Annotated in this window: 13 protein-coding genes; 5 read left to right on the top strand and 8 right to left on the bottom strand. The window is 65.4% G+C overall.

Translation table 11 applies throughout. From position 1 onward, the window contains the following. Positions 1-399: 399 nt before the first annotated feature. A complete protein-coding gene (locus tag EYW47_RS27490) occupies positions 400-804 on the bottom strand; it encodes an OsmC family protein (RefSeq protein ID WP_133197990.1) in 405 nt (134 codons plus the stop codon). Positions 805-1,012: 208 nt separating this feature from the next. Beyond that, entirely contained in the window at positions 1,013-1,954 is a 942-nt protein-coding gene (locus tag EYW47_RS27485) for a LysR family transcriptional regulator (RefSeq protein ID WP_133197989.1), read from the bottom strand. A gap of 139 nt (positions 1,955-2,093) precedes the next feature. On the opposite strand from EYW47_RS27485, the gene EYW47_RS27480 reads away from it, so the two are divergent. After that, positions 2,094-2,999, top strand: a complete 906-nt coding sequence (locus EYW47_RS27480; RefSeq protein WP_133197988.1) for a LysR family transcriptional regulator — start codon at positions 2,094-2,096, stop codon at positions 2,997-2,999. 46 nt (positions 3,000-3,045) lie between these two features. On the opposite strand, the gene EYW47_RS27475 is transcribed toward EYW47_RS27480, so the two are convergent. From EYW47_RS27475 to EYW47_RS27450, 6 genes are all read right to left on the bottom strand, one after another. Then, complete coding sequence (locus EYW47_RS27475) at positions 3,046-3,450, bottom strand: BON domain-containing protein (protein WP_165976689.1); 405 nt, start codon at positions 3,448-3,450, stop codon at positions 3,046-3,048. Between the two features lie 16 nt (positions 3,451-3,466). Then, positions 3,467-4,546 carry a porin gene (locus EYW47_RS27470; protein ID WP_133197986.1) on the bottom strand — a complete coding sequence of 360 codons (1,080 nt, stop codon included), beginning with the start codon at positions 4,544-4,546 and terminating at the stop codon, positions 3,467-3,469. Between the two features lie 149 nt (positions 4,547-4,695). Further along, positions 4,696-5,430: an SDR family NAD(P)-dependent oxidoreductase gene (locus EYW47_RS27465; protein WP_133197985.1), complete on the bottom strand. Its 735-nt coding sequence runs from the start codon at positions 5,428-5,430 to the stop codon at positions 4,696-4,698. A 61-nt stretch (positions 5,431-5,491) separates the two neighbouring features. Further along, positions 5,492-5,941, bottom strand: coding sequence for a nuclear transport factor 2 family protein (locus EYW47_RS27460; protein ID WP_133197984.1), 450 nt, complete (start codon positions 5,939-5,941; stop codon positions 5,492-5,494). 91 nt (positions 5,942-6,032) lie between these two features. After that, the gene (locus EYW47_RS27455; RefSeq protein ID WP_133197983.1) at positions 6,033-7,727 is read right to left on the bottom strand and encodes an FAD-dependent oxidoreductase; all 1,695 of its coding nucleotides are present in this window, start codon (positions 7,725-7,727) and stop codon (positions 6,033-6,035) included. Positions 7,728-8,103: 376 nt separating this feature from the next. After that, on the bottom strand, positions 8,104-8,850 hold the full coding sequence (locus EYW47_RS27450; protein ID WP_133197982.1) for a GntR family transcriptional regulator: 747 nt from the start codon (positions 8,848-8,850) through the stop codon (positions 8,104-8,106). 154 nt (positions 8,851-9,004) lie between these two features. On the opposite strand from EYW47_RS27450, the gene EYW47_RS27445 reads away from it, so the two are divergent. The 4 genes from EYW47_RS27445 (at position 9,005) to EYW47_RS27430 (ending at position 13,936) form a co-directional block, all read left to right on the top strand. After that, a complete protein-coding gene (locus EYW47_RS27445) occupies positions 9,005-9,856 on the top strand; it encodes a fumarylacetoacetate hydrolase family protein (RefSeq protein WP_133197981.1) in 852 nt (283 codons plus the stop codon). Between the two features lie 107 nt (positions 9,857-9,963). Further along, positions 9,964-11,763, top strand: coding sequence for an FAD-dependent monooxygenase (locus EYW47_RS27440; RefSeq protein ID WP_133197980.1), 1,800 nt, complete (start codon positions 9,964-9,966; stop codon positions 11,761-11,763). Between the two features lie 12 nt (positions 11,764-11,775). Continuing rightward, positions 11,776-12,711, top strand: a complete 936-nt coding sequence (locus tag EYW47_RS27435) for a VOC family protein (RefSeq protein WP_133197979.1) — start codon at positions 11,776-11,778, stop codon at positions 12,709-12,711. Positions 12,712-12,826: 115 nt separating this feature from the next. Continuing rightward, positions 12,827-13,936, top strand: coding sequence for a porin (locus EYW47_RS27430; protein ID WP_133197978.1), 1,110 nt, complete (start codon positions 12,827-12,829; stop codon positions 13,934-13,936). Positions 13,937-13,982 lie beyond the last annotated feature (46 nt).

Raw genomic sequence — 13,982 nt, 5'->3', positions numbered from 1 at the left:
AAAAACCGCCGCCTCATGCCTGCGGGAATGTTTTCCCCCGAGAGGCCCGCTCCCCGGTCTTGCGCGTCCATCACGCCCCTTTTCATTCAAATTCTTGTGCGGATGACTCTCTCATCCGATTCTCGGGTACGGATTTTATCGGATAATTGAATCGCTGAACCGTTCCGGTTAATAGAGATTGTTAAATGGCGACGCGTGCGGCAAGCGCGTATCGGTACTTGTTGCTGAAATTATTGTGAAAGTTCTATTTCGGCAAAAAATACGCCGTTTAATGCCCTGGACAGGCGCCAATGCCGGAGCGATTTATATGCATTTTGAATCCACGCTCCGGCACCCACCACTCGAATACCTGTCGATCACGCGTCTATTTATTCAGGATGCCGAATGGTCAGGCTTGTCTCACGCCGCGTGCAGCGTCGTGTCGATGCGCGTGCCGCGCTTGATGAAGAGCGTGACGGGCGTCTTCTCGCAGATCTCGGCAAGCCGTGCGCGTTGCGCCTCGTCCACGCCTTCGACGGTTACGCCGCGGCGGATGTACTGCGTGCCGTCGTGCTCGGCGTGCAGGCTGACTTCCACGCCGATCGTCGCGTTCGGCCACGTCTTGCGCTGCATGTACATGCGCAGCGTGGCGGCCGTGCAGGCGGCAAGCCCGGAGAGCACGAACGCGAACGGCGCCGGGCCGCGATCCTCGCCGCCTTCGTGAGGGCCTTCGTCGCCGGTCAGCGCGTGGTGGCCGGCCTCGAGGGCGACGACGTAGTTGGGCGCATCGGCGGCAAGGCGAGCGGTGGCGGTGGCGAGCGGCATGGTTCAATCCTCGGTGCGAGGCGTTTCTCGTGCCGCCGGGCGTCCGCAAGCGGGCGGCGGCGAGAGGCGCCGGTTGAGTCGGGGGAGCCTGGCACGGGCAGCGTGCCGGCCAGGAAGATTGTGCCATCGACGCGGTGGTCCGTGTCGGGAGCAATCGCCCACCCGTGCATGGCTAAGCGTGGCGCAGCGTTCACCCCCTGTCATGGCTTTATCCCGCTTCCGTAGCGACGTTCAGCACGTTGTCCCACGGACAATCGACGAGCGCGAGACGCACATGCTCCGTGAATGCGCGCAGCTTCTGCGAAGGGAAGGGGCTGCGCGGATACACGCTGTAGATGATGTCGTCCTCGGGGCGCTCGTCGGGCAGCACGCGAATGAGCGTGCCGTTCGCGAGATCCTGTGCCGCAATGAAGGTGGGCAGGACCGCCAGCCCGACCCCGCTCACGGCGGCATCGCGCAGCGCGTCGCCGTTGTTCGACGCGAAGGCGCTGGCCGGCGCGACCGTGCGCGGCTTGCCGTGCGGCGACGGCGGCTGGAAGCTCCACGTCTGCGATGCGGGAACATTGCTGTAGCACAGGCAACGATGGGCGCCGAGGTCGGCAAGCGAGCGCGGCGCGCCATGCTCGCGCAGATAGTCCGGGCTCGCCACCACCACGCGCTCGCTCACGCCAAGGCGCCGGGCGATCAGCGAGCTGTCCGGCAAGCGCGCGACGCGCACCGCGATGTCGATGCGCTCCGCCTCCAGATTGAGCATCCGGTCGTCGAGCTCCAGCGAGACATGCAGGCGCGGGTGCGCGGCGGCGAAGCGGCCGATCGCGTCGCCCAGCCAGCGTTGGGTCAGGCTGACCGGCGCGGTGACGCGCAGGTCGCCGCACAGCCCGTTCGACTGCTCGGTGAGGATCTCGACGATGTCGTTCAGGCGCCGCATCGAATCGGATGCCGCTTCGTAGAACATGACGCCGGCTTCGGTCGGCTGCACGTTGCGCGGCGAGCGCAGCAGCAACTGCACGCCCAGATCGCGCTCGAGGTCGGTTACGCGCTTGCTGACGACGGACTTCGAGAGGTTCAGCCGCCGCGCCGCCTCTGTGAGGCTGCGCCATTCGACGGTCAACAGGAACGCCTGGATCTGCTCACTGCTCAATGGCTTCATGACGTGGGCCCGGCTCGCGATTCAGACGAGCAACGATGCGAATGTGAATAGCCGCTAGCGTAGGTCAGTGCACGCGGATGCGGTAGTCGGCTTGCGTTATCCTCTGAGTCTCGAAAATGGAACGATCCACAACGGTGCCATGCAGGATCTGAACGATCTCTATCTGTTCGCCCAGGTGGTCGACCACCTGGGGTTTGCGCCGGCAGGGCGGGCGCTCGGCATCCCGAAGTCGACACTGAGCCGCCGCGTCGGCCTGCTCGAGGAGCAGCTCGGCGTGCGCCTCATCCAGCGCTCGACGCGCCGCTTCACGGTGACCGAGATTGGGCAGATCTATTACGGCCACTGCCGGGCCATGCTGATCGAGGCGGAGGCCGCGCAACGCTCGATCGAGCTGAACCGCTCGGAGCCGCAGGGCGTGATTCGTGTGACGTGTCCCGTGGCGATCCTGCACGCGCGCATCGGCGCCATGCTTGCGGACTTCATGGCCGAAACGCCGCGTGTCACGGTTCATCTCGAAGCCACCAACCGCGTGGTGGACGTGATCGGCGAGGGTGTCGACGTGGCGATCCGCGTGCGCCCGCCGCCGTTGAAGGACAGCGACCTCGTGATGCGCGTGCTGGCCGAGCGCCGCTGGTGCCTCGTGGCATCGCCGGCGTTCCTGAAGGCATTCGGCATGCCGGGCGTGCCTGCCGACCTGGCGCGCGTGCCTACGCTCGATCTGGGGCCGCCAACATATGAGCACGTGTGGCAGTTCGACGGCGCCGACGGGACCTCGGCGACGGTGCGCCATACGCCGCGCTTCATCACCGACGACATGACCGCGTTGCGCCAGGCCGCCGCCGCGGGCGTGGGCATTGTCCAGCTTCCGGACATGATGGTGACGGACGAGCTCGCGAGCGGCGCGCTCGTGAAGGTCATGCCGGAGTGGCTGCCCAAAAGCGGTATCGTTCACGCGGTGTTCCCTTCGCGCCGGGGGCTGCTGCCTTCCGTGCGCAAGCTCATCGATTTCCTCGCGCACCGGTTCGGGCAGATCGACGAGGCGTGAAGCTCGTCTGGAGCGTGGCAGGCCGGCCTTGCGGGCCGGCTTTGCCTCACTTTGCGTTGGTCTGCAGCGTCAGGCCGTTGCGGACCGCCTGGACGCCCGCAATGTCACGCGCCACGTCGGCAGCCAGATCGATCTGGCCGGTGTCGGGCACGGTGCCCAGCAGCGTCACGACGCCGTCGACAGCCGTGACGTTGATGCCGTCGACATCGAGCCCGCGCGTGCGTGAAAGCTGGCGCATGACTATTTTGCGCAGCGCCCGGTTGGCGGCCTTCGCGGCTTTCGCGTCTTTGGTGATTACGGCGTCGCTCGCCGCAATGGATTGCGACGCCATCGGCAAGTCGCCGTTGGCGGCTTGCGCATGTGCGTCGATGGCGCTCGCCGCCATGAAAAAGGCCATGCAGAGCGCAACCGGGTAAATGGCCGGGTAAATGGCCAGGTAAGCGGATTTCAACGAATTTTCTCCCTGATCAGAACGAGTGGCGGATGCCGACCGTGGCGCCCACCGTGTTGCCGGACACGCCATAGAGCGCGCCATTGACCGACAAGCCCGTGTTCATCGCTCCGTGGTTGTCCACGGAGGCGACTTGCGCGTAGAGCGTGGTCCGCTTCGACAGGAAATAGCTCGCCCCCAGCGCGGCCAGCAGCGAATGATTGGCCGTGTGATTGCGGTCGCTGGTGACCCACACGCCGCCGTCGAGGTCCAGCGCGGGCGTCACGTACCACGACAGGCCGCCACCATAGACGTTGTTGTCGAACGAGCCGGCGACCTTGTAGTTGACGAACGACGCCTTCACCGTGACCGCGCCGAATTTGAACGCCGCGCCGAGCGTGCGGCCCTCGGCGGCAAGGTCGGTCGGTGTGGGCGTGGGATTCGCGCTGCCGCTGTTGCTGTCGAAGATCGCTGCATTGACCATCAGGCCGCCATACTCATACTTGACGCTGGCGGAGTATTGCCGGCCCGCCCGGAAATCGCCGGGCTTGCCGCCGAACGAATACAGGAGACTGGTCTGCAGGCCCCAGAGTGCCGGGCTCGTGTACGAGACCGAGCTTGCACTGAAAATGCTCGTGCCGAGCAGGTTGTCGACGAGATTGACGCCGCCGCTGCCGAAGAACGACATGTTGCGTGGGTCGGACGCGTACAGGGCGAGGAAGAACGGCGAGAATTGCAGGCCGGTCTTCACTTCGCCGTAGCGGCTCTCGAGCGCGACCCACGCTTCGCAGCCGAACAGGTTGCCGTCGCAGTGCGCGATCGCTCCGTTGGCAATGCTGATCCCGCTTTCGAGCTTGAATTTGGCTTGCAGTCCGCCGCCGAGATCCTCGCTGCCGAGTATGCCGAACTGCGAATACGACGAACCGCCGTCGATCATTGAGAACTGCTTGCCGGCGTTGGCGCCCGTGGTGGCGTCGAGTGTCTTGCTCGTGTAGAGCAGGCCGCCGTCGATCAGGCCGAACAGCGTGACCTGGCTTTGCGCGTGCGCCGATCCGCAGATCAGCATGCCTGCCGCGCAACCGGCCAGGCGCCGCGCGCGCTTTCTATCTTGCAGCATCAGGTGTCTCCCCTTACGTCTTCGTCTGCGCGAATTGCAAGAAGTCAATGGATTAAAATATTTGGAATACTAATTAAATATGACGATTGGCCTCGCGGTTTGGGGTGGCGGACACCAGCGCGCGATGCGCAGGTGTCCGCACGCAGCGTCTAGATTGCCCAGCCGCCGTCGATCGCGATCTCGGCCCCCGTGATGAACGCGCTCTCGTCGCTCGACAGGAAGGCCACCAGTGCGGCCACCTCGTCGGGCGTGCCGTGACGCTTCAGCGGTGCGGCTTCAGCGCCAATCCGGTTCGTTTCGTCCGGGTTCTCCTTGAGCATCTCGGTGGCGATGAAGCCTGGATGAACCGAGTTCACGCGGATGCCGTGCGGCGCCAGTTCGGCCGCCGCGACCTTGGTCATGCCGCGTACGGCCCATTTGGTGCTGCCGTATGAAATGGCATTGGCGAAGCCGCGCAGCCCGGCAACGGACGAAATATTGACGATCGCCCCCCGTCCGCTCGCGCTCAGGGGTTTGATCGCGTGCTTCATGCCGAGCAGCGTGCCGAGCTGGTTGACGCGAAAGTGCTGCTCGGCCAGCTGCGTCGTCGTATCGCCGAGCGCCGCCGGCCGGTAGATGCCGGCATTGTTGACGAGCACGTCGCATTGCCCGAACAGACTCGTGGTGCGCTCGAAGACGCGTATCCACGACGCCTCGTCGGTGACGTCGTGCTCGACGAAGGCCGCGCGTTCGCCAAGCTCGCGCGCGAGGGCCTCGCCGTCTTCCACGAGCAGATCGGTCAATACCACGTTTGCGCCTTCGCGATGAAAGCGTTTCGCCTCGGCCGCCCCCTGGCCGCGTGCAGCGCCAGTAATGACGACGGTCCTGCCTTCGAATCGATTCATGATCGTGCTCCTTGCTCCATGTTGTTTCGCGTAAAGGGAAAACACCGGACCCGCGCGCGCATCAGTAGCGTCGCGCGCTGTCTTTCGCGAGCCACGGGTAGCGCGCCGTGTCGGCGCCGGCATAGTCCGGGTCGAGATAGATGTGGCAGCGCTGGATCTTGAAGTCGCGGATCTCGAACACATCGCACCAGCGTCCCGCGTGGGAAGTGCCCGCGCGCCACGTTTCGCCGCTCTTGAGCCGGCCGTGCGAGGTCGCTTCGACCACCACGAGATCGCCCTGCTGGATGAAATTGGCATACGTCACGTCATGGCCGATTTCGGCAAGAATGCCGAGCAGGTCGTCGAACAGCCTGGCGATCTCGCTGCGGCCGCTGGCGATGCCCCACTTCGGGAAATAGACCTGGGCATGCTCGTCAAAGAGGCTCAGGATCTCGTCGCCGCGATCCATGCGCTTGAAGTATTCGAGTGCCACGGCTTTGCGTTGCTCATCGGTCATCGACTGGATTTGCATGGGTGTCTCCTTGAAATGCGCAGCGGATGGCAAATGCCGCTGCGACGGGGTGATAGGAACGGCTTGAAGATGTCGTGATGCGGGCGCGCGCTCAGCCGAGGGCGGCTTCGGCAGGCGCGGCGTGCTTGATGGCTTCGTCGTGCGCCGCATGGGCTGCGCGCCACGCGAACGCGATGATCGGCCCCAGCGTGCCGCCGCCTGCCCAGTAGGCGCGCGCGGAGGCGGAGGCGACGCAGTTGCCCACGCCGTACAGGCCTGGAATCGGCACGCCAAGATCGTCCAGCACCTGCGCGCTGGCATTGGTCATCGGCCCTCCCTTCGTGTCCAGCGTGCCGCCGGCAACCAGCGCCGCGTAGTAGGGCCCGGTGTCGGAGAGCGGGTACAGGGTCGGGTTGCCGTGTTCGAGCGGCTCGCCGGTCGGGCCGTTGAACATGCGTTCGACCAGACGCTCGCCGCGCCGGAAATCATGGTCCTTGCCTTCGCGCGCAAACGTATTGAAGCGCGCGATCGACGCATGCAGATTCGTGATGAAATCGTCGCTGAGCCGGGCGTTGCCGGTCAGGTGTGCATACTTCTCCAGGCGCTCGCGAATCGCGTCGGTTAGCTCGTCGAGCGTTTCGCCGCGCAGCTCGAACGCTTCGTTGCCTGCCGACGGACGGATCAGCCGGCCATACTCGGTGCTGGCGCAATGTTGCTGGCTGCGCTGATCCCAGATGGCGAGCTGGACGAAGTTCGGATACTCGGCACGCTGCGGGTCCCATTCGAAGAAGGTCTGGGCGATTTCGTTGTAGGCGAGCTTCTCGTTGACGACGCGCTGTCCGGTCTTGTTCACCCACAGCATCGAGTCCCCGCCGACCGAGAAGGTGCCGGTGAAATCGTCGCCGCCAGCCGCCACGCGTTCGAGCGCGACCGGGCACATCCATGCGTAGTTCATGTTGCGCAGCTGGGCTCCGGCCGCGCTGGCGATGCGCACGAAGTCGCCTTCGTTGCTGCGCGCGGCGCAGCCTCCGACGAACGGCGCATGCAGGAAATTCGCCCGCAGCGCGAGATCGTGCGTGAAGCCGCCGGTCGCAAAGATCACGGCCTTGCGCGCACCGAGCGTGAGCCGCTCGCCGCTCGCACGCGTGGCTTGCACGCCGGCGACTTCGCCTTTGCCGTTGCGCATGACCCGCTGCACGCGCACGCCGGTCATGATCTGCACGCCGTCGCGCAGCGCCGCGGCCTGCATCGATTCGACCGCGACCTTCCCGCCATCGGACATCGACTCGCACGCATCCGCGGGCAGCAGCACGCGGCCGCGCGGCGCCTTGTTTTCCGGCATCTCGGCCCAGTAGTCGGTGACGTCGGCGCAATGCCGGTAGCGCAGCGCGCCGCGCTCGTGAAGCGCCTGCGCCGCCGGCGAGGCGCTTTCGTAGATGGCTTCGAAGGCTTCGTATTCCCAGGGCTCGAGGCCGAGCAGCGGTGCATCGGGCTGGTAGCGTTCGGGGCGCGCGAGCCGCGCCATGTAGCGCAGGCAGTCGTCCTTGTCGTCGACGAGCCCGGCTTCGCGCATCGGCCGGTTGTTCGGCACCCAGTACCAGAACGCGGCCTTGCGCGCCGTGCCGCCCACGACGTCGGCTTTTTCCACCAGCGCCACCGAGTTCCCGAGCCAGCGCGCAAAGAGCGCGGCAGGCAGGCCGCCACCGCCCGCGCCTACCACGATCACATCGTATTCGCCGTCGCAAGCGGCAGGCTGCGTCGCGGGCGCGGCCGTCTCACGCCCGGCCCATTTCAAGCTGTGATGCATCGTCTTCCTCCATATATTGTTCGGTGTCCGATGGAGCCTCCCGAAGGCGGGCTCCGATCTGTCGATGAATATACGTTAGAAATAAAAATATACAAAAAGATAAAAACTATTGAAGTGATAGGGATGTATGCAGATGCCGGAATCGAGGCGGCACAGAGGTCATGTCAGGCGCAGGGCGGGTGCAGCGCATCGCGACGCGCAAGCGAAGCCTTGCGCGTCGCGATGGCGAGCGGGGGCGATGAGAGAGGATGCGAGGGAACGCGCACATGCCGGCGCGATGGATGCACGTGCGCAAAGAGCGGCCGCCGGCGAGCGCCGGGGGCACGGGGCAGGGTACGGCAGCTTCAGGCGCCGTAGCGCCCGATCATGCGGGGATTCAGGATGCCGCGCGGCGCTTGCGGGCGGTGGCCGCCGTGTTCTTCCGGGCAGTGGTGGGTTCGGCCGTGCGCTCGAGCACCAGCTGGGTCGTGACGGCGAAATGCTGGCTCAGCAGCGCGCAGGCGAGATCCGCGTCGCGCGCGAGCACGGCCTTCACAATATCTTCGTGCTCCTTGGCAACGTTGCGCTCCACCGCGTGCTCGCTGCGCAACGACATATGGCGGTAGCGCGCCGTCTGGGTGCGCAGCGTGGCCGCGAAATGCTTGAGCCACTTCGAGCGGCACCCCGCGAGCAGCGTGGTGTGGAAATGGTCGTGAGCGCGCTCCCACGCCGGGTTCATGCGCGGCGGGTCGCCTGTCACTGTCGGCAGACTGTTCACCTGATGGAACGCCGAGAGCACGGCGCCTTCCCATTCGAGATTCCCGCTCTCGATCGCATCGCGCAACGCCTCGGATTCAATGCACTGGCGCACAGAAGTCACATCTTCGAGATCTTCGTGCGAAACCTGCGTGACCCGGAAGCCGCGCTGGTCCTCCGCCTCCACGAACCCGCTCATCGCGAGCCGCGAAACGGCCTCGCGCAACGGAATGACGCCCGCCTGATAGCGGTCCGCCAGCTCGCGGATCTTGAGCTTCGACCCGGGCGGCAGCGCGCCCGTGACGATGTCCTGAAGAATGGCGTCCGCCAGCACCGATGCCATGGTGCGCGATGCGCCGGTGTCTGCGTTCTCGAGCGTGATGTCCACAAGGTTCTCCTGCGTGTGGGCTTGATTATATTCAGAAACACGTATGTATGCAGAACTCAGGGTTAACGATCAAAGACTAAAATATATATATTTTGTACTTTTGTATCCAACGGCGGCGCGCTAGTCGTCGCCCCTCACCTGAACTGGAGTCGTCATGCATTACGTGAATTTTTCGCCCGATGGAAAGACCCGTCTGCTGGGCTTGCTCGAAGGCTCGGCGATCGTGTCGCTGGGCGACGCGACGCTGGAGCAGTTGCTCGCGCAAGGCGTGGATCTGGTCGACTGGGCAAATGCCCAGCGGCCGGCCGGCACGCAGTACAACCTGAGCGACGTCACGCTGCTGCCGCCCCTGACGCGGCCCGGGAAAATCATTTGCGTGGGTCTGAACTACGCGGATCATACGAAGGAAAGCCCGTACGAACAGCCCTCATATCCGACCCTGTTTCCACGCTTCAATACCAGCCTGATTGCGCACGACGCACCGATGATCCGGCCGCTCGTGTCCGATTCGCTGGACTTCGAAGGCGAGATGGCCGTGGTGCTAAAGCGCGGCGGCCGCCACATTCCGCTGTCGAAAGCGCTCGATTGCGTGGCCGGCTACTCGGTTTTCAACGACGGCTCCGTGCGCGAATACCAGTTCAAGGCGCCGCAATGGACGGTCGGCAAGAACTTCGACGGCACGGGCGCGTTCGGACCGTCGCTCGTGACCGCCGACGAGGTGCCGGCGGGCGGCAAGGGGCTCAAGCTGGAAACGCGCCTGAACGGCAAGGTCGTGCAGTCGGCCAACACCGACGACATGCTGTTCGACGTGGCCACCCTGATTGCCGTGATCAGCGAAGCGATCACGCTCGAAGCCGGAGATGTGATCGTGAGCGGCACGCCGGCCGGCATCGGCTGGGCCCGCGAGCCCAAGCTCATCATGCGCGCGGGCGACGTGTGCGAGGTCGAGATCGAAGGTCTCGGCGTGCTGCGCAACGTCGTGCGGGACGAAGCCCCGCAGCGCTGAGCGCGCGGGCGCAACGGCACGGTATCGCACCAGATCGCAAAAGATCGAACCAGATCGCACGGGCGGCCACGAGCGGCCCAGAAAGAACAGAGGACACAGGAGCAGACATGAGACAGATTCGCGTACCCGTATTCGTGGTGGGGGCCGGTCCCGCCGGGCTGACGACCGCCGCGTTGCTGGCGAAATACGGCGTTGAGGTGCTGGCCATCACGCGCTATCCGGGCACCGCGCATTCGCCGCGCGCGCACATCACGAATCAGCGCACCGTGGAGGTGTTTCGCGATCTCGGCATCGAGGAGCGCGTGCGCGCGCTGGCGACCCCGCACGAGCTGATGAGCAACAATGTGTGGGCAACGAGCTTCGCCGGCACGGAATTCGCACGCCTTCAAACATGGGGCACGGGGATCAAGCGCAAGTCCGATTACGAGGCCGCGAGTCCCTCGCAGATGTGCAATGCGCCGCAGCATCTGCTCGAGCCCATCATCCTGACGGCTGCGCGTGAGTATGGCGCGAAGATGCTGTTCAACACGGAGCTGGTGTCGATCCGGCAGACCGACGAAGCTGTGTACTCGCGCGTGGTCGACCGGCTCACGGGCGAGGAGTTCGAGATCGTGTCCGACTACGCGGTGGGCGCGGACGGCGCGCAGAGCCTCGTCGTCAAGCAGCTCGGCTTCGAGCTGGACGGCGAGATGGGCCTCGGTTGCGCGGTCAATTGCTGGCTCGAGGCCGACCTCACGAAGTACACCGCGCATCGGCCCGGCGTGCTGTACTGGATGTGCCAGCCCGGCAGCGATTACTGGGTGGGTAGCGGCACCTGGATTTGCGTGCGGCCGTGGAACGAGTGGGTGCTGCTGTTCATGTACAACCCGAAGGACGGCGAGCCCGACCTGAGCGAAGAAGCCGTGATCGCGCGCGCCCGCGCGACCATCGGCGACCCGGACGTGCCTATTCGCGTGAAGGCTGTCTCGAAGTGGACGATCAACCGCATGCACGCGCGCAATATGGTCAAGGGGCGCGTCGCGATCGCGGGCGATGCGGCGCACCGCCACCCGCCGGCCAACGGGCTCGGCTCGAACACCTCGGTCCAGGACGGCTTCAATCTCGCGTGGAAGTTGGCGATGATCGTCAAGGGCCAGGCTTCGCCCGCGCTGCTGCAGACCTATTCGGACGAGCGCCAGCCGGTTGCCGAGGGCGTGGTCAAGCGCGCCATCCAGTCGGTGGGCGAGATGCGGCCGATCGCGCAAGCGCTCGGTTTCGCCGAGGGGCAGAGCGCAGCGGACGGATGGAAGTCGCTCGACGAGCTGCTGTCCGATGGCGCAACTGGCCGCGCGCGCCGCAAGGCGCTGGCCGTTGCCATCGATTTGCAGAACTATCAATTCAATTGCCATGGCGTCGAGCTGGGGCAGCGCTATACGTCACCGGCGATCGTACGCGACGGCGCGACGTTTCCCGTGCCGAGCCGCGATCCGGAGTTGTACTATCACGCCACGACCACGCCGGGTGCCTCGATCCCGCACGCGTGGATACAGCGTGAGCGCGAGCTCGTCTCGACGCTCGATCTGGTCGGGCACGGCGCGTTCACGGTGCTCACCGGGGCCGGCGGCGAGGCGTGGATCGACGCGGCGAAGCAGATGGGCGAGGCGTTCGGCGTCGATGTGAACGCGGTGTCCATTGCGCATGGAACCGGGACATTCGACGCCTATGGCGACTGGGCGAGACAGCGCGAGATCGAGGATCATGGCTGCCTGCTGGTTCGGCCCGACCGCTTCGTGGCATGGCGTGCCGAGACGCTGGCCGCCGATCCCGTGGGCGAGCTGCGGCGCGTGTTCTCGCAGATACTCGGCAAGGCGCCCGGTGAGAGCGTGCAGGGCGCTGCCCATGTCGCCGCCGCGACGGTCGGCGTGTGAGGGAGGGTATTCATGGCATCGTCAACAACGGATCGCGCTGCGTTTGGCGTGCATAGCATCGACCACTTCGCACTCGAGGTGCCGGACCTGGCCGAGGCGCGGCGCTTTCTGTCCGCGTTCGGCTTCGCTATCGAAGCACAGGATGAGCAGCTTTTGCTGCGTGCTTCGGCGAGCGCCCATGTCTGGGTCAGCGTTCGACAGGGCCCGCGCAAGCGGCTCGCATGGCTGTCGTTCAACTGCTTCGCCGACGACTTCGAGCCGTTGCGCGAACAGATCTTGGGCGCGGGAGGGCGGCAGGCATCGGCGCCGGCGCTCGCGTCCCCGGACGGTTTCTGGTTCGAGGATCCGGACGGCAATCTCCTTCAGGTCAGGCCGGGCGTAAAGACCTCGCCCGGCTGCAAACCCACCGTGCGCCAGGAAGCGAAACTGCCGAGGCTGCGTGGAGCGAGCTTCAGGGCGCAAGCGGGGCAGGCCTGCCCGACGCGTCTCTCGCACGTGCTGATGTTCACGCCGGACGTATCGCGTGCCGTCGCCTTCTACGAGCGCGCACTCGGCCTGCGGCTTTCCGATGGCTCCGAGGGCATCGTCGCGTTCCTCCATGCAAGGCATGGCAGCGATCATCATCTGGTCGCGTTTGCACAGGGCGACGCGAAGGGCTGGCACCACAGCGCGTGGGACGTTCCCACGGTCGACGAGGTGGGGCTCGGCAAGATGCAGATGGCGCACGCTGGATACAAGCAGGGCTGGGGTGTCGGGCGTCATGTGCTCGGGTCGAACTACTTTCAGTACGTGCGCGACCCCTGGGGATCGTACTGGGAATATTCGGCCGATATCGACTACGTGGGGGCCGGGACCGAATGGCCCCGCGGCAACCATCCGCCCGAGGATTCGTTATATCTGTGGGGCCCGGACGTGCCCGACTATTTCTTCGAGAACACCGAACGCTAGTGGACAGGGCGAAGCGGGCGCCTGACGGCGCCTGTGTCCGGCAGGTCGGGCCGAAGCTCCACGGTTATTGATCAGGTACGTAAATTAACAGGGGCAGTCGATGGGGAACCGGAAAATGCGTGCCGCGAAGTGCACGCTGAGTCGCGCAGCAACCGGGGCCGTATTGGCGGCGTGCGCAACGTCGGCGCACGCGCAGAGCAGCGTGACACTGTTTGGCATGATGGATGCGGGCGTGAGCTACGTGAGCAACGAGGGCGGACACGGCAACATGAAATTCGACGACGGCATCTACACGCCGAACCTCTTCGGCCTGCGCGGCGGTGAGGACCTTGGCGGCGGTACCCACGCTGTGTTCGAGCTGCTCGACCAGTTCTCGATGGCCAATGGCGCGACAATCGGCAACGGCCTGTTCGGGCGGACGGCTTACGTGGGGCTCGACAATGTGCGTCTCGGCACGCTCACGCTTGGCAACCAATACGACTTCATGCCCGATTTTCTGTTCTTCACGGGCGATGACGCGGCGCGCGACGTGGGCGGCCTCTACAACATGCGCAACGGACCGTTCCAGAAGCTCGCGCTGCCGGGCAATCCGACCGGGGCGTTCGACTGGGACCGGCTGGCAGGCAGCCAGCGCGTGGCGAGCTCGGTGAAGTACGTGAGCCCGGTGTTCGGGGGCTTGCGCGCCGGCGCGCTTTACGGCTTCGGCGGCGTGCCGGGATCGTTCGGCGCGAACAACACGGTGAGTCTCGGCATCGATTACACGCGCGGTCCGTCCGGTGCCGACGCCGCCTATACCAACGTGAAATACGGGGCGCAGCCCGGCGCGCAGGCGGCGAGTGTGCGCAATTGGGGTATCGGCACGCACTACGGCTTCGGCGCGCTTACCGCGAACGCGCTCTTCACGACCGTACGCAATTCCGCGTCGGGCGGCGCCGTTTGGATGGGCGAGGCGGGCGTGGTGTGGCGCACAGGCGGCCCGGTCCTGGTCGGCGCCGACTACCTCTACATGAAGGGCAACGCGACGCTCGACAACAACCACGCGCACCAGTTCACGGCTTCGGTCCAGTACTGGCTCTCCAGACGCACGATGGTGTACGTGAGTGGGGTCTGGCAACGCGCGAGCAGCGGCGCTGCCGCGCAGATCAATGGCGTGCTCGATCCGCAAGGTGCATCGGATGGTGCGAACCAGGCAATAGCACGTGTCGGTATTCATACCGCCTTTTAGCTGCCGCATCGCGGCAGACGCCCTGCATCGCATGTGACGGCGACGT

It is taken from the genome of Paraburkholderia silviterrae, assembly GCF_004353915.1.
GTDB lineage: Bacteria > Pseudomonadota > Gammaproteobacteria > Burkholderiales > Burkholderiaceae > Paraburkholderia > Paraburkholderia silviterrae.
This window is presented reverse-complemented; position numbering and strand designations above follow the sequence as displayed.